Raw genomic sequence first — 22279 nt, forward strand, 5'->3', positions numbered from 1 at the left:
ATCTCCGCAGGTCACCTCGGCTGGTGGCCACCTCGGACGGTGATCCGACGACGAGTCGCACTCGCTGCGAACCTAGGGGTTTCCGGGATCGCGTTCGGGCAGGGGACGTTCGACGATGGTGGGGCGGCCCTGCGGCTGGCGGACGCGGCGCTTGACGGCGGTGTAGACCGCCACGGTGCGCTCGGCCACCTCGGCCCAGGAGAAGTCGGCACCCAACCGGTCGCGGGCTCGGCGGGCACGAACCGCCGCGGCCTCCGGATCCGACAGCGTCCGGCGGACCGCGGACGTCAGCCCGGCGACGTCGGCCGGCGCGAAACACAGGCCGGTCTCCGGCTGGCGCACCGCCTCGCCCAGTCCGCCGGCCGTAGACACCACCAGCGGGATGCCGGTGGCGGCGGCCTCCAGTGCGACGATCCCGAACGGCTCGTACCGGCTCGGCAGGACGATCGCATCGCAGCGGTGCATCAGCTCGACGAGCCGATGATGGTCGACGGCGCCGAGGAATGTCACGGTCCGGGTCAACCGGTACTTGGTGACCAGCTCGGTCAGCCAGTCCAGCTGGGTCCCGGCCCCGGCGATGGTCAGGGTGGTGCCCGGATGGGTGCGCCGGATCCGGGGGAGTGCGGCCAGCAGATCCTGGACGCCCTTCTCGTACTCCAGTCGCCCGGCGAACAGCAGCTCGGCCGGTCCGGAGCGCTTCGTCTTGGGAGCGAAAGGCCATGCGCGCGCGTCGATCCCGTTGTGGATCACCTGCACTTCACACGGCGGGGAGAACAGTCGGGTCACCTCGTCGCGCATCGATTCCGAACAGGTGATCACCGCGTCGGACTCGGCGGCCAGCCACCACTCCACCGAGTGCACCTGGCGGTTGATCGACCCGCTGACCCAACCGCTGTGCCGGCCGGCCTCGGTGGCATGGATCGTCGAGACCATCGGGACATCGAAGATCTCGGCCAGTGCGATCGCCGGGTGCGCGACGATCCAGTCGTGGGCGTGCACCACATCCGGGGTCCAGCTGGTCGCGCTGGAGCCACGTTCACCGGCCAGGATGGTCAGGCCGGCGCGGATGAACCCGTGGCCCATCGCCAGCGTCCACGCCATCATGTCGGTGCCGAAGTCGAACTCCGGCGGGTCCTCGGCCACCGCGATGACCCGCACGCCGTCGGTGCGGGTGTCGGTGGTCGGATGCGTCAACGCATCGGTACCCGACGCCCTGCGGGTCAGCACCACGACGTCGTGCCCCGCATCGGCGAGTTCGGTGGCCAGGTGATGGACGTGTCGGCCCAAACCACCCACCACCACCGGCGGATACTCCCAGGACACCAGCAAGATCTTCATCAGTTCCCCCCACGCAGTGCTTGCGACCCGTCGCCCACCCGACGGGCATCGAGATCTGCGAACAGATTGTCCGCGGCAGACCAGTTCCCCGCCAGCCGCCGTGCCTCGTCGGCCTGGCCGCGCAGTGCGGCGTCGACGATCTCGCGGGTGGCGTGCGCATGCGTGTGCGCACGGTCGACCGCATAGCCGGCGGCAGTGTCCTTGGAGACCATGAACGGCCAGTCCGACGACACCGTCATCAACGCCTCCCGCACGATCTGGTCGGCCACCCGGTTGCGTCCGGCCCCCGGTTCGACCAGCTTGTCCACCGCGTCGAGGGCGGTCTGGGTGACCTCGGCGTTCAGCTGGACCAGATGCGCCACCTGCGGGCCGTTCCACACCCGCCAGTCCTTACCCGATCCCCACGACGACGCGGGCAGATCCATCGGTGCACCGACATAGCCGGCGTCGGCGGCCCCGGCGAGGGTGCCGACGGTGACACCCACCTCCGGGAGCCGGCGCAGCACACGCTCGAGCCAGATCGGGCCCTCGTACCACCAGTGCCCGAACAGTTCGGTGTCGAAGGCGGCGACCACCAGTGCCGGCCGGCCGATCCGTGCCGACTCGTCGACCAGACGCCCACGCACATGCTCCACGAAGTCCTCGACGTGGCGGTCGATCACCGCGTCCACGCGAGCCGGGTCGTAGGGCTTCTTGTCCGGACCGGCCACCGACTTCCCGGTCACCCGAGCGGGTTTCAGGCCGGTCTCGTGGTCGTAGGTGTGGAAGTCCCGGTAGGCGGCGTGGCCGGGATAGCCGGACTTCGGTGACCACACCCGGTAGCTGACGGTGAGGTCACGACCGAAGGCGAGTACCCCGGTGTCGCCGACCGGACGGCCCAGCGTCGTGTCGCCGCGCAGCGTCGGACCGTCGACCATGAAGTGTTCGACGCCCGCCGCGGCGTACTCGTCCTCCATCCCCGGCGCGAAGGCGCACTCCGGCGCCCAGATCCCGCGCGGGGTGTAGCCCCACCGGGTCTGCGCGTCGGCCAGACCCTCGCCGAGCGAGAACTGCCGCAACCGCGGGTCGAGCAGCGGGGCGAACGGATGCGCGAGCGGACCGCCGAGGATCTCGGCCACCCCCGTCTCGGCGATCGCCCGGATGGTCGGCGAGCCACCGTGACGCCAGTGGCGCTCGAACTCGGTGATCGCCTCGGCAGCCGTGCGGTATTCACGATGGCCCAGGGTGCGGCGGTCGGCGTCGTCGGACACCGCGGCCTCGGTGGCGCGCAGCTGCCAGTCGGCCAGCCACTCGTACATCGACCTCGTGCAGTGCGGGTCGTCGAGCTGGGCGGCCAGCACCGGGGTGATGCCCAGCGACATCAGATCCCGGTGCCCGTCGTCGGCCAGGCGGCGCAGCATCGCGAACAAGGGAAGATAGGACGCCGCCCACGATTGATAGAGCCATTCCTCGCCGACCGGCCACCGCCCGTGGTTGGCCAGCCACGGCAGATGGGAATGCAGGACGAGCGTGAACTGTCCCGGTACCGGTTCGACGCCGGCAGTCCGCTGCGATGAAGTGGTGGTCACGATGGGCGACGCACCGCGATCGCGAGCAGATCCAGGCTGTCGTCGATCCCGACACCCGCATCGGCCGGGTCGAGCACGGCGAAGTCGACGGCCCGCACACCGGCGACGTCGTCGACGAGGTCGGTGGGCCAGTCCTCACCGGCCAGCGCCCGCTCGATCTGGGCGTCGATCAGCGATCCGCCCCACTTGCGGTCGAGCGCCGCCAGCGGTTCGCCGTGGTAGACGCCGAGCATCGCGGTCACGTCGAAGCCGCCGTCGACCAGCAGTTCACGTAGTTCGTCGGCATTCAGTTCCCGCGTGTGGAACGGGTTGAGCGGGGTGTCGCGGCCCGGAGAGAAGGTGACGCGGTTGGGGGTGGCGATCAGCAGTTCCCCGCCGGGACGCAGCACCCGCGCGCATTCGGCGATGAAGCCGGGCTGATCCCACAGATGCTCGATCACCTGGAAGTTGACCACGGTGTCCACCGAGGCATCGGCCAGCGGGAGATCGACGAGATTGCCCTGCTGGATCGTCACCTGCGGATACCGGCGGCGGGTGTGGGCGACCGCGGACTCGTCGTAGTCGACGCACGTCACCTGTGCTCCGGCGTCGGCGAGCATCGCCGCACCATATCCTTCCCCGGAGCCGGCCTCGAGCAGCTGGCGTCCGGCACACCGGTCGAGAATGTGCTGGTAGGCGATCTCGTGGCGGCGGAACCAGTAGTTCTCCGCGGGGATTCCGGGAACGGTTCGCTCACCGGTCAGGGCGAGCTGCTCATCTGCCGAAAGTGCCTGGTATGCGCCGGACGAGGGTGCCCGGTCTACGTCGGTCATCCCCACGACACTAGTCGCCCGGCGTACTGTGAGGTAGTCGATGTTCTACCGGTGGATATGACGGGTTAAAGTGAGGGGACCGATGGCCTTACCCGCCGGTAAGTTGCCGAACCCGACGCAGGAGGTCGACGCAGACCCATGACCAACATTGTCGTTCTGATCAAGCAGGTCCCGGACACCTGGTCTGAGCGCAAGCTCTCCGACGACGACTTCACTCTCGACCGTGAGGCCGCCGACGCCGTGCTCGACGAGATCAACGAGCGTGCTGTCGAAGAAGCACTGCAGATCAAGGAAGCCAACGGCGGCGAGGTGACCGTGCTGACCGCCGGCCCGGAGCGGGCGACCGAGGCGATCCGTAAGGCCCTGTCGATGGGTGCCGACAAAGCGATCCACATCAAGGACGATCTGCTCGCCGGTTCGGATGCCGTTCAGACCGCGTATGTGCTGGCCCGTGCGCTGGGCACCGTGGAGGGTGTGGAGCTGGTCATCGCCGGTAACGAGGCCACCGACGGCCGTGTCGGTGCGATCCCGGCCATGATCGCCGAGTACCTGGAACTGCCGCACCTGACGCACCTGCGCAAGCTGACCCTCGAGGGTGAGACGCTCAGCGGTGAGCGCGAGACCGACGAGGGTATCTACCACATCACCGCGGAACTGCCGGCGATCGTCTCGGTGAACGAGAAGATCAACGAGCCGCGCTTCCCGTCCTTCAAGGGCATCATGGCCGCGAAGAAGAAGGAAGTCACCGTCGTCACGCTCGCCGAGATCGACGTCGAGCCGACCGATGTGGGCCTGGCCAACGCCGGGTCGACGGTCACCAGCTCCACCCCGAAGCCCCCGAAGACCGCCGGTGAGCGTGTCGCCGATGAGGGTGACGGTGGCGTGAAGGTCGCCGAGTACCTGGTCTCGCAGAAGATCATCTAGCTCGACCGGTAGACCCCACCATCACAGCCCGCGCCAACCGGTTCCGACGGTGTGGCGCAGGGCATCTCAAAGACATTCAGGAGTAGAGGAAATGGCAGAAGTTCTCGTTCTGGTCGAGCAGGACGCCGAGGGCGCCCTGAAGAAGGTGACCGCTGAGCTGATCACCGCGGCGCGTGCCCTGGGCACCCCGGCGGCGGTCGTCGTCGGCAAGCCCGGTGCGGCCGACGGCGTGATCGACGGTCTCAAGGAGGCCGGCGCGGAGAAGATCTACGTCGCCGAGTCCGACGATGTGGCCACCTACCTGATCAGCCCGCAGGTCGACGTGCTGTCGTCGATCGCGGAGTCGGCCGCCCCGGCCGGCATCCTGGTCGCGGCCACCGCCGACGGCAAGGAGATCGCGGGCCGGTTGGCCGTGCGCCTAGGTTCGGGTGTGCTCGCCGACGTCATCGACATCAAGGACGGCGCCGTGGGCGTGCACTCGATCTTCGGTGGCGCGTTCACCGTCGAGGCACAGGCCAAGGGCGACACCCCGGTGTTCTCGGTCCGTCCGGGTGGTGTGGAGGCAGCTCCGCAGGCCGGCGCCGGTGAGCGTGTGGACGTCGAGGTTCCCGCCGCTGCGGAGAACGCCGTCAAGATCACCAAGGTCGAGCCGAACGTGGGCGGCGACCGTCCGGAGCTGACCGAGGCCTCGATCGTGGTCTCGGGTGGCCGCGGTGTGGGTTCGGCCGAGAAGTTCTCCGTGGTCGAGGCGCTGGCCGACTCGCTGGGTGCGGCCGTGGGAGCGTCGCGTGCAGCGGTCGACTCGGGCTACTACCCCGGTCAGTTCCAGGTCGGTCAGACCGGTAAGACCGTGTCGCCGCAGCTCTACATCGCCCTGGGTATCTCCGGTGCGATCCAGCACCGTGCGGGTATGCAGACCTCGAAGACCATCGTCGCGGTCAACAAGGACGAAGAGGCCCCGATCTTCGAGATCGCCGATTTCGGTATCGTGGGCGACCTGTTCAACGTCGCACCGCAGCTGACCGAAGAGGTCACCAAGCGCAAGTGATCTGAGATCCCGAAGAAGCCCCGCCACATCTGATGTGGCGGGGCTTCTTCGGTTCTGTCCGTCCGTGGTCCGGCGGTCCGTGACGGTCAAGCCGATGCGGCCGAGGCGTTCTCGGACGAATCCCGCGCATGGGGGAACGGCAGACCGAACCGTTCGCGCAGCGTCGGTGCCGGGTAGTCGCGATGGAACAGCCCGCGCTCCTGCAGGATCGGGACCACCAGCCTGGCGAAGTTCTCCAGGTCGACCGACGTGTCGGCGGGCATGATGGTGAACCCGTCGGCGGTACCCGCCTCGAACCACGACTGCAGATCGTCGGCGACCTGCTCGGCCGAGCCGATCACCAGACGGTGTCCCGATCCGCCCGCCCCGGACTGCACGAGTTCGCGTGGCGTGCGCGGTGATCGGGCGATCAGTGCACGTGTGGACACGCTGAAGCCGGTGGAGAACGCGGTACCGGGAATGGTGTCGGGGAGGTCGTCGGCCGAGATCGGGTCGTCGGGGCCGAACGAATCGGGCGGCAGACCGAGAGTGGTGAGCAGTTCGGTGCACAACCGGTCGATGGGCAGCGTCGCGTACAGCGTCTGCGCGCGGGCGGCCGCATCCTCCGGTGTGGTCCCCACCAGGACGACGACGCCGAGCGAGACCTTGACCGCGTCGGGGTGACGACCCGCGGCGGCGGCGCGCGAGCGGATCTCGTCGCGGAACGCGATCGCCTTGGCCTTCGTCTGTGCCACGGTGAAGACGACGTCGGCATGGTCGCCGGCGAGTTTCAGGCCTCCCTCCGAACCGCCCGCCTGCACGATGACCGGCCTGCCCTGCGGTCCGGGGGCGACGGGCAACGGGCCCGCCACCGAGAAGAACTCACCCTCGTGGTCGATGCCGCGGATCCGGGTGGGATCGGCGTATCGCCCCGATTCCTTGTCGGCGACAAGCCAATCCGGCTGCCAGCTGTCCCACAGGTGGGTGGTGACCTCGAGGAACTCCCACGCCCGCCGGTACCGCGACTCCTTGTCGGGATGGGCGGGCAGCCCGAAGTTGGCTGCGGCCGCCGGAGTTCCGGTGGTCACGATGTTGACCGCCGCACGTCCCTTCGTCACATGATCGCGTGCCTGGAATCGACGGGCCAGGTTGTACGGCGAGTTGTAGGTGGTCGACGCGGTCACCACGATGCCGAGGTTCTCGGTGATCGCGGCCAGATGCCCCAGCAGGACAGCCGGATCCAGACCGGTACCGGGAGCCTCCTCGATCTCACCGCGCAGCGCCGGTCCGTCCCCGAGGAACACCGCGTCGATGGTCGCCTCCTCGGCGATCAGGGCGAGCCGCCGGAAATGGTCGATGTCGAGATAGGCGAGCGGATCGACGTGCGGCAGCCGCCACGCCTGCCGGAAGTGACCCGGCGTCATCAGGGAGATGGTGAGGTGGAATCCGGTCATGGACGGCCTCTTTCGGACGGAGCACACCCCAGCCGTGGCGCCAGGTCACGGGCGGTGGACTCGAGTAGACGGATGTGTTCGTCACGGTCGGGTACCCCGGGGACGAAGCTGACCAGCAGATCGGTGGCCAGCGCCACCGCCGGATCGGCCGCGAGCTCGTCGGCGAGTGTCGCGGCCGGACCCAACAGCGCGTGGTCGGCGGCGAGATACTCGTCGACGCCCTGGGCGTGCTTCGGCCCGCCGGAGGTACTCCAGCTACGCCATCGGTGCACACCGGGGGTCACCCGCCGTACCGCTTCCACGCGGTCGGGGTGGGGGTAGACCGCCCGCGAGACCTGCACTCGCGGTGGATGATCGGGGTCTGTCCACGCGGACAGATAGGACCGGATCCACGCGGCCTGCGCGGCTTGTGCCCCGGCGACGGTCCCACCGCCCCAGGCGTTGGCCCGCGACAGTTGCAGGCCGTCGCCGGCGAGTGCGGCGGCCGCCGCGGAGGCGTGCGCGTAGTCGGGATGGCTGGTGGTGGCCTGCCAGAGCCGACGACGCACACCGGCACCCGGCGAATACAGGGATTCACCGGCGGCGTTCAGCGGTGAGCCCTCGAGTACCTCGTGCAGGCGACTCACCGACTCGCCGAAGATCCGTTGCCGGTCGGCCAGATCCCTGCCGAACGCCTCCCATGCCCCCGGGAACGGCCCGGACCCGACCCCCAGCTCCAGCCGGCCGCCGCTGAACGCATCGACCGTCGCGGCGTCCTCGGCCACGCGCAGCGGGTCCTCCAGGGGGAGCACCAGAACACCGGTGCCCAGGCCGATCCGGGTGGTGTGCTGGGCGATCGCGCCCAGCGCCACCAGCGGCGAGGAGATCTGTTCCTTGCCCTGCCGGAAGTGACGCTGGATCACCCACCCGGAGTCATATCCCAGTTCCTCTGCCGCGACGAAGATCTCGATCGCCTCGCGATAGGCCTGCGCCACCGGGAGGTCGTTGTCGATCGGCGCCTGCTGATCGCGGTGTTCGCCGTGTCCAACACGGTGGCCTATGTGGCGTTGATCCAGATCCTGCCGGTCATCATCGACGACATGGCGACCGGCCTCGGCGTCTCCCGGACCGCGGTGGCCGGGGCGTCGACCGTGTCGACCCTGATGGGGGCGCTCGCGGCGTTCCCGATCGGCCGCCTGATGGACCGCCACGGTGGGCGGATCCTGATGACCGCGGGCTCGCTGATCGGCGTCGGTGCGGCGGTGATGTGGTCGCAGGCAACCTCGTTGCCGATGCTGTATGTGGCATTCGTGTTCGTGGGTCTGGCGATCGCCATGTCGACCTATGAGGCCGCATTCGCGGTGATCGTGGTGGCCACCGACGGCCCGCACCGGGACCGGACGATCCTGGCGGTGACCATGATCGCGGGGCTGTCGACCTACCTGGTGTATCCCCTCCTCGGCTGGATGAACGACGAATGGGGATGGCGGACAACGCTGCTGGTTCTCAGTGCAGTCCTGCTGGTGACCGCGGTGCCCGGTCATCTGCTGGTGATCCCGTCGGGGCGTGCACACCGGAGTCGGGTGGAGCACCGGACGGGCGTGCCGATCGGCACCGCACTTCGGCAGCGGCGGTTCTGGTACCTGCTCATCGCGTTCGTGGGGCAGGCCGGATCGGTGACGGCATTTCTGCTGCTGGTGATCTCGTACCTGTTGTCGGTGGGCCACTCCATGTGGATAGCCACCTCGATCCCGATCTCGATCGGCGCGATGCAGATCCTGTCGAGATTGGCTCTGGTCACCGTATTGCGAGGAGTCGCACTGGCCCCGGTCACCTGCGGGGCCTTCGCGATCCAGGGTGCGGGACTGCTGATGCTGCCGCTGGCCGGGTTGTCGATCCCGGCGACGCTGCTCTGCGTCTCGGCCGTCGGGATCGGACAGGGGGTCGGTGTGATCGCGCGGCCGTCGATCGTCGCCGACAACTTCGGGGTCGCCCACTTCGCCAGTGTGCTGGCGGTCATCACCGTCCCGATGGCCGTCGCACGGGCGGCATCGCCACTGATGGGTGCGTGGCTGGGGGACTGGCGTTTCCTGGTGATCTGCGGTGCCGGAGCGGTGGTGGCCTCGATCGCATTGATACCGCTGGCGAGAGCAGGGAACGGTGGCTCGTAGTCAGGTGGGTCGCACAGTTCAGACCGCCGTCGTGAGCGAATGTCGTTGGTGGATCACCGGTGTTTTGGCAGGTGTTCATCGGCAGGCGGCTCAGGCGCCGACCTGTTCACCACACCAGCACCGACACGACACACCGGGGTCGCCGGCGCGACGTTCCATCTCGTTTTCATCTGGGTATGACATCTGTGCAGGTGACCGCCCTTCCCCAACTGTCGCGCACGTTGGTGGACGCAGGCGCGTTGCGGATCGTGCTCACCGACGACCCGGCCGCCGTCGTCGCGGCCCAGCAGCTGCGCTACGAGGTCTTCGCCGCCGAACCCGGCTTCTCCGACTCCATCGGCGATGCCGGCACCCGACGCGACGCCGACCGGTTCGACGAGTTCTGTGAGCACCTGCTGGCCTGGCACGACGACCACGGCGTCATCGGCTGTGCCCGACTGCTCCCGCCGCCGCGGGCGATCGCGGCCGGCGGGTGGTACTCGGCCACCGAGTTCGACCTCTCCGAACTCGACGAGATCGGGGCGTCGACCGTGGAGATGGGCCGCGCATGTGTGCTCGACGGCCATCGCAGTGGCGCGGTCACCGCGCTGCTGTGGGCGGCACTGTTCCGGTACCTGGAGGAATCGGGATATCGCCACGTGATCGGGTCGGTGTCGGTACCGCTGGCAGGACCCGGGGTGCTCGCCCGCGGTGCCACCCTGCGTGGCGCGCGTGACCTCCTGCGCGATCGGCACGCCGCGCCGTGGCAGGTGTATCCGCACATCAGGGGCCGGGTGGACGGGGTCCTGCTCGACGACATCACCGGGCCCGCGAGAGTCTGCCTGCCGCCGTTGATGCGCGCCTACCTACGGCTGGGTGCGCAGGTCTGCGGCGAACCGGCGGTCGACGAGGTCTTCGATGTGGGCGACTTCCTCACGGTGCTCGACCAGCGACGTGCCAATGCCCGCTACCTCGACCGGCTCCGCGACACCGTGGCGCGATTGGGCGGTGAGCGGGGATGAGCGTGGCCGCCGCCCACGAGGTGGGCGTCGTCGCGGTCGAGGCCACCGGGGTGGTCCGGCTCGCCGCCGTCGCCGACGTCGAGTGTGCTGTGGCACAGCCGGATTCGCGGCAGGTGCACGCGTGGTATCCGGCCAGCCCGTGTGGTGACGGGTGCCGCGCCGGTGTCGGTGCGAGCGCGGCGGGTGCGATGCTGATGGCGGCGCGGACGGTGAAACTCGTGCTGGCGGTGATGACGATCGCCGTCGCCGGGGCGCTGGTCACCCCGCTCCCGCGGCTGGTGCGGCGCGCATTCCTGCGTGCCTCGGCCCTGACCATGTTGCGGGCCATCGGGATTCGGATCGTCATCGACGATCGTCGCCCGTTCGGGTCACGCACACGCGGACTGGTGGTGGCCAATCACATCTCGTATCTGGACATCCTGGCGATCGCGGTGGTCCAGCCGTCCCGGTTCGTCGCGAAGTCCGACGTCGCGTCGATGCCGCTGGTGTCGGTGCTCGCCCGTCGATTCGGGGTGATCACCATCGACCGGGGATCGTTGCGGAGTCTGCCCGGGGTGGTCGACGTCGCCACCGCGGGACTGGAGGCCGACGCCTCGGTGGCGGTGTTCCCGGAGGGCACCACCTGGTGTGGGGGTGCGCAGGGCCGATTCCATCCGGCGTTCTTCCAGTCCGCACTGGATGCGGGTGTGCCGATCCTGCCGGTGGGGATCGGGTTCACCGTCGACGGCTGCCGCACCGCCGAACCGGGTTTCATCGGCGAGGACGGCCCGGCCGACACCCTTCGCCGGGTGTTGCGATCGCGCCGGGTGGTGGTGCATGTCTGCCTGCACGAACCGCAACTGCCGCACGGTGACCGCCGGGAACTCGCCGCACGGTGTGAGCTGCTGGTCCGGTCGGTTCACCGGGAGCGCGGTACGGCCACACCCACACACCGTGGGTGACGATCGGACAACATATATGATGCACGGGCGGCCGTGACCCACGGAACACCGCCCAGTGATCGCCGGACCGAAAGGGCCCATCCATGTCCGACACCCCGAACTCCGTCACGAGGCGTCCCGAGAAGCTGACCGCAGACGCGGCCCGGGCACGATTCGCCGAACTGCGGGAGGCCGGGGGACGGGTCGACGACGCCGATCTCGACGCGGTCTGGGCGGGATTGAGCACCCTGCGGCCGGAGGAGATGTACGGACGGTGGCGTGGCGGTGAGTTCACCACCGGCCACGCCGCCAACGGGATGCTGGCGACGATGGGCTGGTACGGCAAGACCTTCGTCGCCCGCGACGCGGTACACCCGCTGGTGTGCCGCGACGCCGACGGCGAGCTGTACTCGAACACCGATTTCGGCAAGGGGGAGGCGAGCCTGTGGAACATCGAGTTCCGCGGCGAGGTCACGGCGTCCATGGTCTACGACGGCCGGCCGATCATCGATCACTTCAAACGAGTGGATGACACGACCGTCATGGGCATCATGAACGGCAAGGCGGGCGTCGTCGACGGCCGTCACCTGTACTTCTATCTCGATCGCGACTGAGCGAACCCCGGCGCCGGGCACCGGTACGCCGGTGCGCCAAGCCTGTGGCAAGGAGACTCCAAGCGGCACTTCGGAGGGTGGCCCCCGAACGTTTCACCCGACCGCTCGGAGGAGCCCCCATGGCCGACGCCCAGATCTCGCCGCCAGGTGCGACAGCACCCGGTACCACCCGATCCCAGTGGGTCACCCTCGCGGTGGCCTGCGCGGCCACCGCGATGCTCATGCTCGACATCGCCGTGGTCAACACCGCTCTGCCATCCATCGCACGCGAGTTCACCGCCGACTTCAGTGCCATCAAATGGGTGATCGACGGATACACCCTCGCCCTGGCGACGGTGGTGTTGTCGGCGGGTGCGTGGGCCGATCGCGCCGGCCGTCGGTTCGCCTTCACGATCGGTGCGGTGGTCTTCACCGCGGCGTCGGCGATCTGCGCCGTGGCCGGGGACATGTTGCTGCTCAACGCGGCCCGCGTGGTCCAGGGGCTCGGCGCCGCAGTGCTGTTCGCCACCTCGCTGGCATTGCTCGCGCACGCCTTCCCCGGCCGCGCCGAACGCACCAGGGCGCTGGCCGCCTACGGTGCGACGATCGGTGCGTCCTTCGCCATCGGGCCGTTGCTCGGGGGTGTGCTGACCGAACTCATCGACTGGCGTGCGATCTTCGTGATCAACATCCCGGTGGGCATCGCCATGCTGGCCGGTACCCGTTGGGTCGTCGAATCTCGCAGTGCCGCACCGCGTCGCGGCGACTGGTCGGGTCAGGTGGCCTCGATGGTGGGCCTCGCCGCACTCACCTACGGACTGTTCTCGGCCAACGAACGCGGCTGGACCGACGCCGTCACGCTGACCGCCCTCATCGTCTCGGTGGTGGCGCTGATCGCCTTCCTGGTGGTGGAGAGCCTGGTGGCCGAACCGATGCTGCCGCTGTCGATGTTCGCCAACGCGGGTTTCGCCGGTGCGCAGGTGGCCACCTTCGCGATCTCGGCGTCGATGTTCGCGGTGTTCGTCTACGTCACCGTGTATCTGCAGGGTGTGGTGGGGATGTCGGCGATCGGTGCCGGTCTGGTCTATCTGCCCGGCACCATACTGATGCTCGTCGCGGCCGGACTGACCGACAAGATCCTCGACCGGGTGCCGCCGTGGGTGCTGCTGGCCACCGGCCTGATGGCCGTCGCGGTGGGAATGGCGTGGATGACCGTCGGTGGCCGTGACAGCAGTGGCTGGGATCTGGTGGGCGGCTTCATGATCGCCTCGATCGGTGCCGGCGTGTTCAACCCGGTGATGAGCGGCGTGGTGCTGGCCGAGAGCGAACACGACGACGCCGGACTCGCCGCGGGCGTCAACGACGTGTTCCGGCAGTCGGGTATCGCACTCGGCGTCGCCGCCCTCGGCGCGTTCTTCCCGGCACAGTCGGTGCTGCACGGCGGCTCGCCGGACGAGTTCGTGTCCGGACTGCACACCGCTCTGTGGGTGAGCTTCGGGATCGCCCTGGCCGGAGCGCTGGTCGTGGCGGCGACGATGCGCCGTGCCCGCGCGACCACCGACGACGAGGAGTATACCGCCGACGGTCCCGCTGACGGCCCCGTCGACGACCCGGAGGTCGACCCTGATGGAGCCGCGGCGGTCGGCAGGTGAGTGGGTACGCCCTTCCGGCCCCGCGATCCCGGTCATCCCACAAGGAGTCATCCCACAAGGAGTCGGCCCAGCAGGAGTCGGCCCAGAAGGAGCCGCTGTCGAACGCGATGGCGTTGCCGTCGCTGCGGGTTCCTCGTCACGGTGACGTCTCGGGCCTTACACTCTCAGAACAACAGGGTGGCCGGGCGAGTGGGGAATCGAGCGTGCGACAGTATCTGGTTCTCGGCCCTCTCGAGGTGCGTCGCGAGAACGATCCGATCGATCTGGGGTCGCCCAAGCAGCGTTCGGTGCTCGCCGCGTTGTTGCTGGCCCGTGGTGCGGTGGTACCGGTCCATCGGCTGATCGACACCGTGTGGGGTGCGGACCCGCCTGCCGCGGCAACCACCAGCCTGCAGGCCTATGTCTCCAATCTGCGTCGCGCCCTGCGCGGTGACACCGGTGACGCCTCCCCGATCCAGCGGGTGGCCTCGGGCTACCGTCTCGAACTCGGCGACGACCGCCTGGACGTCGCCGAGTTCGCGGCACTCGCCCGCAGCGCCCGTATCGCCCGCGACGAGGCGCAGTGGACCCGGGCGCTCGCCGATGCCGAGACCGCCCTCGGGCTGTGGCGGGGCGAACTGCTGGCCGGCGAGCTCGACGGCATCGACTGGGTGGTGGCCGAGGCGGCCGCACTCGTCGAGGGACGGCTGGCGGTCCAGGAGGTGCACATCACCGCGTTGCTCGCCGACGGCGACACCGGTGGCGCGCTCGCCGACATCGTGGCGCTGCGTGCGCGGGATCCGTTGCGCGACCGGGCGGTCTGGCTGCACATGGTGGCCCTGTACCGGGCCGGTCGGGCCACCGAGGCGCTCGATGTCTACACCGAGCACTCCCGCATCCTCGACGAGGAGCTCGGTCTGGAACCCGGTGTGGAACTGGTGGAGTTGCAGGGGGCGATCCTGCGCCACGATCCGGTGATCGCGGCCTGGCCGCGCCCGCCGCACTGGTCGGGTGCGGTGGAGGTGACCGCACCCCATTCGATCGTCGTCGACGCCGAGCCGGTCGAGGCGCCGATGGCCGCCGATCCGTCGTCGGATTCGCTGCCGCTCGTCGGCCGGGAGAGCCAGATCGACCGTGTCCGTGCACTTCTCGCCTCGACCGGCGAATCCGCCCGGTGGCTGCTGATCAGCGGCCCGGCCGGGATCGGCAAGACCCGCCTCGCCGAGGAGGTCGCCACGATCGCGGTGGGCGTCGGCGGGCGGGTGGTCTGGGTGCGCTGCCCCGACGCCGAGGGCATCCCGGCCTGGTGGCCGCTGCGGCAGCTGTGCCGGGCGCTCGAGGCCGAGCCGGAGGCCGTGCTGTCGGTGCCGCCCGGTGTCGACGCCGACACCGCACGGTTCGCGGTCTACGAGCGCGTCCAGAACCTGCTGGAGACGACGTTGGGGAGCGGGCCGCTGACCGTGGTCGTCGACGACGCGCAGTGGGCCGATTCGATGACCCTGGGGTTGCTGACCTACCTGAGCACCGTGATGCGTGCGTCTGGGCTGAGTGTGGTGGTGACCGTCCGCGACGGTGAGGGCGGCTCCGACGTCGACCGGCTGCGCTCGGCGTTGTCCCGGGCAGCGGGCGCGCATCTGGCCCTGCCGCATCTGGTCCGCGACGAGGTGGTGGCCCTGGTGCGCGCCGTCGCCGGGGACGAAATGACCCCCGAGGACGCCGACACCCTGACCCGCCGGACCGGCGGAATCCCGCTGTTCGTCGCCGAGTTCGCCCGGCTGCCGGCCGAGGAGCGGCGTCGGGAGATGGTGCCGGCGGCGGTCCGGTCGGTTCTCGACCGACGCCTCACCTCGCTGGATCCGGCGGTCCTGGAGGTGATCACCCATGCGGCGGTGATCGGTGACGAGGTGGACATCACCCTGCTCGCCGAGGTGATGGAGCGCGGCATCGCCGAGATCGCCGACTGCCTCGACGACGCCATCGACGAACGCATCCTGGTCTCCACCGATCGGGGTGGCACAACACGTTTCGCGCACGCACTGCTGCGTGAGGAGGCGCTCGCCGCGATCCGCCCGTTGCGCCGGTGCCGGATGCATCTGCGGGTGGCCGATGTGGTCGGGACCCGGCCGGGCCCGGGATGGGCGATGCGGCGTGCGCTCCATCTGCTGGAGGCGTCACCGGTGGCCGACGCCCGCGACGTGGTCGACGCGTGTCGCATCGTCGCCGAGGACGCCACCGCCCGATGGGATTCGGAGAATGCCGCGCACTGGCTGGGCATGGCATTGCGCACCCACGAGTCGGCCGGGCTCAGCGATCACGACACCACCGACCGTGACGACCTGCTGATCGCGATGCTCGCCGCGCAGGCCCGCGCCGGTCTGGTGCAGATGGTGCTCAAGGAGGTGGAGACCCGGCTCCACGAGGCCATCCGATCCGGTGCGCCGACCACTGCCGGTCGGCTCGCGGGCAGCCTGATCCGATCCACCGGGGCCTGGCCGTGGATCGGTCCGGGAATCGAGAACCCCACGCTGCACGCAGCGCTGGATGCGGCCGCCGATCATCTCGGTGACCAGATCGAGTCCGGCGATGCCAAACCCGGTGTGGTCGCCGGGCTGGCGCGGGTGCTGGCCGCGTCGGCGATCGGGCATTGCTACAACCGGGACGGCGCGGTGCCCGCGGGCCTGCTCGCGCGGGCCGAGGTCCTGGCCGCCGACACCGCCGACGACCAGGTCGTCGCCGATGTGATGCTCGCCCGGATCATCACCTACTCCGGTGTCGCCGATCACGCGCGCGACTGTCTTGCGCTGGCGCAACAGGTCCGGCAGCTGCGTCCCCGCGACGACGTCGACGACGTGATTCTGGACGCGGTGGCGACCATGGCCACCATGACCCTCGGGGATGTGTCGAGAACCGAACAGCTCGTCCGACGCGGTATCTCGGGAAGCGAACGTCTGCGTCTGCCGGTGCTGCGTGCCCAGCTGCGGTGGATGGAGGCGGCGATCGCGGTGTGGCGCGGCCGATTCGATCTCGCCGAGGAACACTTCCGGACCGCGGTCGCGGTGCACGAGCAGACCGAACTCTATGTGGCGGGCAGCGGTGCGATCGCGATGATGGCGCTGGCCGCCGAACGGGGGCGCCTCGACGAGTCGCTGATGGGGCAGGACATCGACCCGTTGGAGTGGGCCCGCTCGGTACCCCAGGAGTACGGCGCCGACCAGGTGGTGATCCTGCTCGCCGCAGGTGTGGCCCGGATCGCCGCGGCGGCCGGTGACGACCACCTCGCCCGGTCGATGATCACCATCTGGAGTGACGACGGTCGCGCGATGATCTGGACCTCGCTGGGCCAGGCGGTGATGCTGGCGCACGCCGTCGCTGATCTCGAGATGCCCGAGTACGCACAGGAATTCATCGACTACCTGATGCCCTACCGGTCCTACATCGCGACGGTGGGGCATGTCGGGAACGTCGGTCCGGTGGCGTTGGCGATCGCCGAACTGTGCCTGCTGACCGATCAGTTCGACCTCTGCGACGAACTCCTCACCCAGGCGCGCAACATCGCCGAGGTGGGGGAGGGTGAGCCCGCGTTGCTGCGCGTCCGTCTGATCGCCGCCCGCAGGCAGCCGTCGTCACCGTCACGCGACGCCGATCTGGTCCACATCGCCACCCGGGCCGGCGAGATCGGACTCGACCAGGTCGCCAGGAGTGCGCGCACCCTGCTCGACGACGCCTGACCTGCGCCGACAGTCCTCCAAGTGGCTTCCAAGACCGACACAAGCCACCTCGCCCAGTCTGATGGCACGCCCCGGTCGGCGGGCCGTGCCATCACATTCGCGGTCACGGTGCCACCGGTGCACGACATGCGGCACAGACCCAGAGGAGAACCCATGACCACCAGTAGAGCCATCGACCGCGCCGACATCGACGCCCTGCGCCGTGCGGTCCGCGGTGCGGTGCACCGTCCGTCCGACCCGGGCTATGCGGTGGAAGGGTTCAACGTCGCCGCCACCTGGAAACCGTGGGCGGTGGTCGACGTCGCCGGTGCCGACGATGTCGCCGCGGTGGTGAACTTCGCCGCCGCCAACGGGATGACGGTGGCGCCGTTCGCCACCGGACACGGCGGAATCCCGATCGGATCGAACTCGATCCTGGTGCGCACCAACGGCCTCGACGTGTGCGAGGTCGACCCGGCCACCCGCACCGCGCGGCTGGGGGCCGGGGTGCGCTGGCAGACGGTGATCGATGCTGCTGCGCCACACGGGCTGGCCCCGTTGTGCGGGTCGTCGCCGGCGGTCAGTGTGGGTGGCTTCCTCAGCGGAGGCGGGATCGGCCCGCTGGTCCGAACTGTCGGCGCATCCTGTGATCACGTCCGGTCGATCACCGCCGTCACCGGCACCGGTGTGGTCAAACAGGCCACCGCCGAGGTCAACCCGGAACTGTTCTGGGGTCTGCGCGGCGGCAAGGGAACGCTCGGGATCATCACCGAGGTGGTGATCGATCTGCTCCCGATCTCGGAGATCTACGGTGGGGCAATCTATTTCGACGGTGCTGATGCCCAGCGTGTGCTGCGTGTGTGGCGTGACTGGACCGAGGGACTGCCGCGGGAGGCCAACACCTCGCTGGCGGTCCTCAACCTGCCGGACATGCCGGGGGTGCCCCCGATGCTCGCCGGCCGGCAGACCGTCGCGGTGCGCTTCGCCGGAGTCGGCGACTTCGGCGCCGCCGCCGATCTCGTCGCCCCGATCCGGGCGGTGGCCACCCCGATCCTCGACACCGTCGGGCCGATGCCGTACGCGGCGATCGCGGCCATCCACGCCGACCCGGTGGACCCGATGCCCGCGCACGAGACCAGTACGCTGCTGCGCGCGCTGCCCGACGACGCCCTCGCGGCGCTGCTCGAGGTGGTGGGCCCCGGCGCGCCGCCGTTCCTGACGATCACCGAGCTGCGGCTGCTCGGCGGTGCGTTCGCCGAGGAGCCGCCGGTCCGCAGTGCGCTGTGCCACCGCCATGCGGCGTTCACCTTCCACACCGTCGGCGTGCTGGCCCCGCCGATCGCCGAACACGTGGTGGATGCCGGCGCCCGCGCATCCCAGGCGATCGCCCCCTGGTCGCTCGGCACCACGCTGCCGAACTTCATCGCCCACCACGAGCTGGTCGACATCCGGACCAGCTACGACGACGACACCTATGCCTGGCTGTCGGCGCTGGGAGCGCAGCTCGATCCGCACGGTGTGCTCGACGTCGGCCACGTGGTCCGGTAGGCATCGGGCCGGCCCGTGCGGCGAACATCACCATGGACGTCCGACGGTGCGGGAATTGGACGGGACCGGTAGCGCGTTTATCCTTGTCAACGTCATGTCCATGCCCGCACGTATCCCCGTCTACCTCGACAACGCCGCATCGACCGCCCTGCGGCCCGAAGCACTCGAGGCGATGACCGCCGTCTGGACCCAGCCCGGCAACGCGTCGTCGTTGCACGGATCCGGACGCCGGTCGCGCCGGCTGCTGGAAGAGGCCCGGGAGGCATTCGCGGCCGCCGTCGGTGCCCGGCCCTCCGAGGTGATCTTCACCGGAGGCGGCACCGAAGCCGACAACCTCGCGGTCAAGGGCATCTACTGGTCCCGCCGCCAGGCCGATGACCGGCGCCGACGCGTCGTGATCACCGGTGTCGAGCACCACGCGGTACTCGACCCCGCACAGTGGCTGGAAGGCCAGGGTGCCGAGGTCGTCGTCCTCGACGTCGACGACGAGGGACTGGTCTCGCCGGCCGCCTTGCGCGCCGAGCTCACCGCCCACGCCGACGAGACCGCGCTGGTGTCGGTGATGTGGGCGAACAACGAGGTCGGCACCATCGAGCCGATCGCCGAGCTGGCCGCCATTGCCGCCGAGTTCGGGGTGCCGATGCACTCCGATGCGATCCAGGCCGTCGGACACGTGCCGGTGGACTTCGCGGGGAGCGGATTGTCGGCGATGAGTGTCGCCGCCCACAAGTTCGGCGGACCCACCGGCGTCGGGGCGTTGATCCTCGGCCGCGAGGTGGGCTGTGTGCCGGTGCTGCACGGTGGTGGGCACGAGCGCGACGTGCGGTCGGGGACCCCCGACGTGGCCGCCGCGGTCGGCATGGCCACCGCCGCGACCCTGGCGGTCGCCGAACTGCCGGACACGATGGTGTCGGTGGCACGGCTGCGGGACCGGCTCTTCGACATCCTCCTCGACATCCCCGGCACCCGGGTCAACGGTCCGCGCGACGCGCGCCGGCTGCCCGGCAACGTGCACGTCAGTTTCGAGGGCTGCGAGGGCGATTCGCTACTGATGTTGCTCGATGCCAACGGCGTGGAGTGTTCCACCGGGTCGGCCTGCACCGCGGGTGTCGCCCAGGCCAGCCACGTGCTGATCGCGATGGGCCTCGACATGGCCACCGCGCGGGGTTCGCTGCGGTTCACCCTGTCGCCGAGCACCACCGACGCCGACATCGACACCGTCGCCGACGTGATCGGCGAGGTGGTCGAACGGGCGCGGACGGCCGGTCTGGTCTCTTCGGGAAGGGCACGCTGATGCGGGTACTGGCCGCGATGAGCGGTGGCGTCGACTCGGCGGTGGCGGCTGCCCGCGCCGTCGATGCCGGTCATGAGGTGGTGGGCGTGCACCTGGCGCTGTCGACGGCGCCGGGGGCGCTACGCACCGGGTCGCGCGGCTGCTGTTCGCGTGAGGACGCCGGCGATGCCCGACGCGCCGCGGACGTGCTCGGGATCCCGTTCTACGTCTGGGATTTCGCCGATCGGTTCAAGGACGATGTGATCGACGAATTCGTCGAGGCCTATGCCGCCGGTCAGACCCCCAATCCGTGCCTGACCTGCAACGAGAAGATCAAGTTCGCCGCGCTCGCCGACCGGGCCGTGGCCCTCGGCTTCGATGCGCTGGCCACCGGTCACTATGCCCGGCTCGTCGACGGTGAGTTGCGTCGCGCCGTCGACCACGACAAGGACCAGTCGTATGTGCTGGCCGTACTCACCCGTGAGCAGTTGGACCGGGCGATGTTCCCGGTCGGCGACACCCCGAAGCCGGAGATCCGCGCGGAGGCGGCGCGGCGCGGGTTGTCGGTGGCCGACAAACCCGACTCGCACGACATCTGCTTCATCCCGTCCGGTGACACCCGGGCGTTCCTCGGTGCGCGGATCGGTATCCGGCCCGGAGCGGTGGTCGACGCCGACACCGGCGAGACCCTCGCCGAGCACGAGGGCGTGCACGGGTTCACCATCGGACAGCGCAAGGGACTGGGCATCGACGCGCCGGCCGCCGACGGCCGTCCCCGCTACGTGACCGACATCGATCCGGCCACCGGTACCGTCGCGGTGGGTTCCAGTGAACATCTGCAGGTGTGGTCGATCAGCGCCTCGAAGGCCGTGTGGACCTCCGGCCAGACCCCGGACGGACCGGTCGATTGTGTGGTCCAGGTGCGCGCCCACGGCGGTCTGGCACCGGCGGTCGCGACCCCGGTGGACACCGCCGACGGCCCCGGCTTCGAGATCAGCCTGGGGGAGCCGCTGACCGGCGTCGCCCGCGGACAGGCCGCGGTGCTGTACCTGCCCGACGCCGATCGCGGTGACCTGGTGTTCGGTTCCGGCCGGATCACGGCCACCTCGTCGGTGCGACCGGTGTCGCTGTCGGCGGCCGAGTAGTCGGACGGCGAGCGACTTCGGATGAGCACCCTGCCCACCGGCATCGGCACCGGTGTCGGTTCGATGCCCGGTACCGATCCGGCCCAAGCAGCGGCCGTGATCAACGGCGAACTCGACTTCGCCCATCTCGCCGAGCTCCCGGCACGGGGGATCGGGGCCGACATGATCGGTCGGATGGCCGCCCTGCTGGTCGACATCCCGATCGACGCGTCCACCTGGGGTTACCGCCTCGGATCGAAGGGGTCGTCGGTGGTGCGTCGCGCCCGGGGATTCCTCAGCGCCGACCTCGACGTACTCGAAGAGCTCTGGGACACCGCCGGATTCATCGGTACCGGCCGTGCCGTCAAGGTGCAGGTGACCGGCCCGTACACGCTCGCCGCGTCCATCGAGCTGGCCAACGGACACAAGGCGATCCGTGATCGTGGTGCGGTCCGTGACCTGGCCGATTCCGGTGCGGAAGGACTTGCCGCCCACGTCGCCGAGGTCCACCGCAGGCTCGGTGCCGAGGTGATCGTGCAGTTCGACGAACCGATGATCGGTGCGGTCATCGACGGTGCACTCAAACCGCTGACCCGCCTCGACGTCATCCCCGCAGTCCCCGTCGCGGAGGTCGCCGACACACTGGGTTCGGTCATCGAGCGCGTCGGGCGACCGGCGATCCTGCACAACTGTGGTGCGCCGCGCTGGGACCTGATCCGTCGGATGCGGGGCGTCGCGCACGGCGTGGACGTCACCAAGGGCACGTCGCTGTCGGCCGAGACCCTCGACGGTATCGGTGAACTCATCGATCGCGGTGATGTCCTGGTCGCCGGTGTGTTGCCGGGTGATCGTGCGGTGCGCACCGCATCCGCCGACACCGTCGCCGTCGGCCTGGCCGAGTTGATCGATCGTATCGGCCTGAACCGGAAGGTCCTGGCCGGCAATGTGATCGTCACCCCGACATGTGGTCTGGCCGGTGCCACCCTCGAGTGGGCCCGCCGCGCACTCGAGATCTGTGCGAAGGCAGGCGAGCTGCTCGCCACGGATCCGGAAGCGCTGTAGCCGTCGTCGGCCGAGCCGAAACCCGGTGAGGTGAGTGTGTCCGTAACCACCTCGGACAGTACAAATTTCGCTGGTTGAGCCGGGACCGAGCCGCGAGGCGAGGACCCGTGTCGAAACCCGGTGAGACGAGCGTGTCCGCAACCGGTC

Annotated in this window: 17 protein-coding genes; 12 read left to right on the plus strand and 5 right to left on the minus strand. The window is 69.6% G+C overall.

Annotation, left to right across the window (positions count from 1 at the left end; translation table 11 throughout):
- Nucleotides 1-72: 72 nt before the first annotated feature.
- Genes GD1_RS19465 through GD1_RS19475 form a run of 3 tightly spaced genes read right to left on the minus strand, consistent with a single transcriptional unit; the run spans nt 73 to nt 3718 of the window.
- On the minus strand, nt 73-1338 hold the full coding sequence (locus GD1_RS19465; RefSeq protein WP_059039212.1) for a glycosyltransferase family 4 protein: 1266 nt from the start codon (nt 1336-1338) through the stop codon (nt 73-75).
- Nucleotides 1338-2906 carry a 1,4-alpha-glucan branching protein domain-containing protein gene (locus GD1_RS19470; RefSeq protein ID WP_053776262.1) on the minus strand — a complete coding sequence of 523 codons (1569 nt, stop codon included), beginning with the start codon at nt 2904-2906 and terminating at the stop codon, nt 1338-1340. The genes GD1_RS19465 and GD1_RS19470 overlap by 1 nt, the downstream gene beginning before the upstream one ends.
- The gene (locus tag GD1_RS19475; RefSeq protein WP_059039213.1) at nt 2903-3718 is read right to left on the minus strand and encodes a class I SAM-dependent methyltransferase; all 816 of its coding nucleotides are present in this window, start codon (nt 3716-3718) and stop codon (nt 2903-2905) included. Before GD1_RS19475 ends, GD1_RS19470 begins: the two co-directional genes overlap by 4 nt.
- A 138-nt stretch (nt 3719-3856) precedes the next feature.
- Between GD1_RS19475 and GD1_RS19480 the strand changes: the two genes are divergently transcribed.
- Together GD1_RS19480 and GD1_RS19485 are read left to right on the plus strand one after the other, a co-directional pair.
- A complete protein-coding gene (locus tag GD1_RS19480) occupies nt 3857-4642 on the plus strand; it encodes an electron transfer flavoprotein subunit beta/FixA family protein (RefSeq protein WP_020792352.1) in 786 nt (261 codons plus the stop codon).
- 91 nt (nt 4643-4733) lie between these two features.
- On the plus strand, nt 4734-5690 hold the full coding sequence (locus GD1_RS19485; RefSeq protein ID WP_053776263.1) for an electron transfer flavoprotein subunit alpha/FixB family protein: 957 nt from the start codon (nt 4734-4736) through the stop codon (nt 5688-5690).
- An 86-nt stretch (nt 5691-5776) separates the two neighbouring features.
- Here GD1_RS19485 and GD1_RS19490 read toward each other — a convergent pair whose 3' ends face one another.
- Nucleotides 5777-7123 (minus strand): NtaA/DmoA family FMN-dependent monooxygenase, encoded by a 1347-nt coding sequence (locus GD1_RS19490; RefSeq protein ID WP_059039214.1) that lies wholly within the window; start codon nt 7121-7123, stop codon nt 5777-5779.
- A complete protein-coding gene (locus GD1_RS19495) occupies nt 7120-8097 on the minus strand; it encodes an LLM class flavin-dependent oxidoreductase (RefSeq protein WP_244882905.1) in 978 nt (325 codons plus the stop codon). Before GD1_RS19495 ends, GD1_RS19490 begins: the two co-directional genes overlap by 4 nt.
- 45 nt (nt 8098-8142) lie before the next feature.
- Here GD1_RS19495 and GD1_RS19500 point away from each other — a divergent pair, with 45 nt between their 5' ends.
- The 10 genes from GD1_RS19500 to GD1_RS19545 all read left to right on the plus strand — a co-directional run bounded on the left by GD1_RS19500 (nt 8143) and on the right by GD1_RS19545 (nt 22132).
- Nucleotides 8143-9273, plus strand: coding sequence for an MFS transporter (locus GD1_RS19500; protein WP_244882907.1), 1131 nt, complete (start codon nt 8143-8145; stop codon nt 9271-9273).
- Nucleotides 9274-9449: 176 nt separating this feature from the next.
- Nucleotides 9450-10274, plus strand: a complete 825-nt coding sequence (locus tag GD1_RS19505; RefSeq protein ID WP_083534471.1) for a GNAT family N-acetyltransferase — start codon at nt 9450-9452, stop codon at nt 10272-10274.
- Nucleotides 10271-11215, plus strand: a complete 945-nt coding sequence (locus GD1_RS19510) for a lysophospholipid acyltransferase family protein (protein WP_083534473.1) — start codon at nt 10271-10273, stop codon at nt 11213-11215. Before GD1_RS19505 ends, GD1_RS19510 begins: the two co-directional genes overlap by 4 nt.
- A gap of 83 nt (nt 11216-11298) precedes the next feature.
- The gene (locus tag GD1_RS19515) at nt 11299-11808 is read left to right on the plus strand and encodes a DUF4334 domain-containing protein (RefSeq protein WP_059039216.1); all 510 of its coding nucleotides are present in this window, start codon (nt 11299-11301) and stop codon (nt 11806-11808) included.
- A gap of 119 nt (nt 11809-11927) precedes the next feature.
- Nucleotides 11928-13439, plus strand: coding sequence for an MFS transporter (locus GD1_RS19520; protein WP_083534475.1), 1512 nt, complete (start codon nt 11928-11930; stop codon nt 13437-13439).
- Nucleotides 13440-13642: 203 nt separating this feature from the next.
- Nucleotides 13643-17146 carry an ATP-binding protein gene (locus GD1_RS19525; RefSeq protein ID WP_059039217.1) on the plus strand — a complete coding sequence of 1168 codons (3504 nt, stop codon included), beginning with the start codon at nt 13643-13645 and terminating at the stop codon, nt 17144-17146.
- A gap of 153 nt (nt 17147-17299) precedes the next feature.
- Nucleotides 17300-18673, plus strand: coding sequence for an FAD-binding oxidoreductase (locus GD1_RS19530; RefSeq protein ID WP_059039218.1), 1374 nt, complete (start codon nt 17300-17302; stop codon nt 18671-18673).
- Between the two features lie 100 nt (nt 18674-18773).
- Complete coding sequence (locus tag GD1_RS19535) at nt 18774-19967, plus strand: cysteine desulfurase family protein (protein ID WP_202927262.1); 1194 nt, start codon at nt 18774-18776, stop codon at nt 19965-19967.
- Nucleotides 19967-21091 (plus strand): tRNA 2-thiouridine(34) synthase MnmA, encoded by a 1125-nt coding sequence (mnmA, locus tag GD1_RS19540; protein ID WP_053776048.1) that lies wholly within the window; start codon nt 19967-19969, stop codon nt 21089-21091. Before GD1_RS19535 ends, mnmA begins: the two co-directional genes overlap by 1 nt.
- A 21-nt stretch (nt 21092-21112) precedes the next feature.
- Nucleotides 21113-22132: a uroporphyrinogen decarboxylase/cobalamine-independent methonine synthase family protein gene (locus tag GD1_RS19545; protein WP_059039220.1), complete on the plus strand. Its 1020-nt coding sequence runs from the start codon at nt 21113-21115 to the stop codon at nt 22130-22132.
- The last annotated feature ends 147 nt before the right edge of the window (nt 22133-22279 follow it).

Source organism: Gordonia desulfuricans NBRC 100010 (assembly GCF_001485495.1).
GTDB classification, from domain to species: Bacteria; Actinomycetota; Actinomycetes; order Mycobacteriales; family Mycobacteriaceae; genus Gordonia; species Gordonia desulfuricans.

Coding starts and splice junctions, on each gene's coding strand:
- GD1_RS19465 (WP_059039212.1), bottom strand. CDS start 1,338: ATGAAGATCTTGCTGGTGTCCTGGGAGTATCCGCCGGTGGTGGTGGGT.
- GD1_RS19475 (WP_059039213.1), bottom strand. CDS start 3,718: ATGACCGACGTAGACCGGGCACCCTCGTCCGGCGCATACCAGGCACTT.
- GD1_RS19480 (WP_020792352.1), top strand. CDS start 3,857: ATGACCAACATTGTCGTTCTGATCAAGCAGGTCCCGGACACCTGGTCT.
- GD1_RS19485 (WP_053776263.1), top strand. CDS start 4,734: ATGGCAGAAGTTCTCGTTCTGGTCGAGCAGGACGCCGAGGGCGCCCTG.
- GD1_RS19490 (WP_059039214.1), bottom strand. CDS start 7,123: ATGACCGGATTCCACCTCACCATCTCCCTGATGACGCCGGGTCACTTC.
- GD1_RS19505 (WP_083534471.1), top strand. CDS start 9,450: ATGACATCTGTGCAGGTGACCGCCCTTCCCCAACTGTCGCGCACGTTG.
- GD1_RS19510 (WP_083534473.1), top strand. CDS start 10,271: ATGAGCGTGGCCGCCGCCCACGAGGTGGGCGTCGTCGCGGTCGAGGCC.
- GD1_RS19515 (WP_059039216.1), top strand. CDS start 11,299: ATGTCCGACACCCCGAACTCCGTCACGAGGCGTCCCGAGAAGCTGACC.
- GD1_RS19520 (WP_083534475.1), top strand. CDS start 11,928: ATGGCCGACGCCCAGATCTCGCCGCCAGGTGCGACAGCACCCGGTACC.
- GD1_RS19530 (WP_059039218.1), top strand. CDS start 17,300: ATGACCACCAGTAGAGCCATCGACCGCGCCGACATCGACGCCCTGCGC.
- GD1_RS19535 (WP_202927262.1), top strand. CDS start 18,774: ATGCCCGCACGTATCCCCGTCTACCTCGACAACGCCGCATCGACCGCC.
- mnmA (WP_053776048.1), top strand. CDS start 19,967: ATGCGGGTACTGGCCGCGATGAGCGGTGGCGTCGACTCGGCGGTGGCG.
- GD1_RS19545 (WP_059039220.1), top strand. CDS start 21,113: ATGAGCACCCTGCCCACCGGCATCGGCACCGGTGTCGGTTCGATGCCC.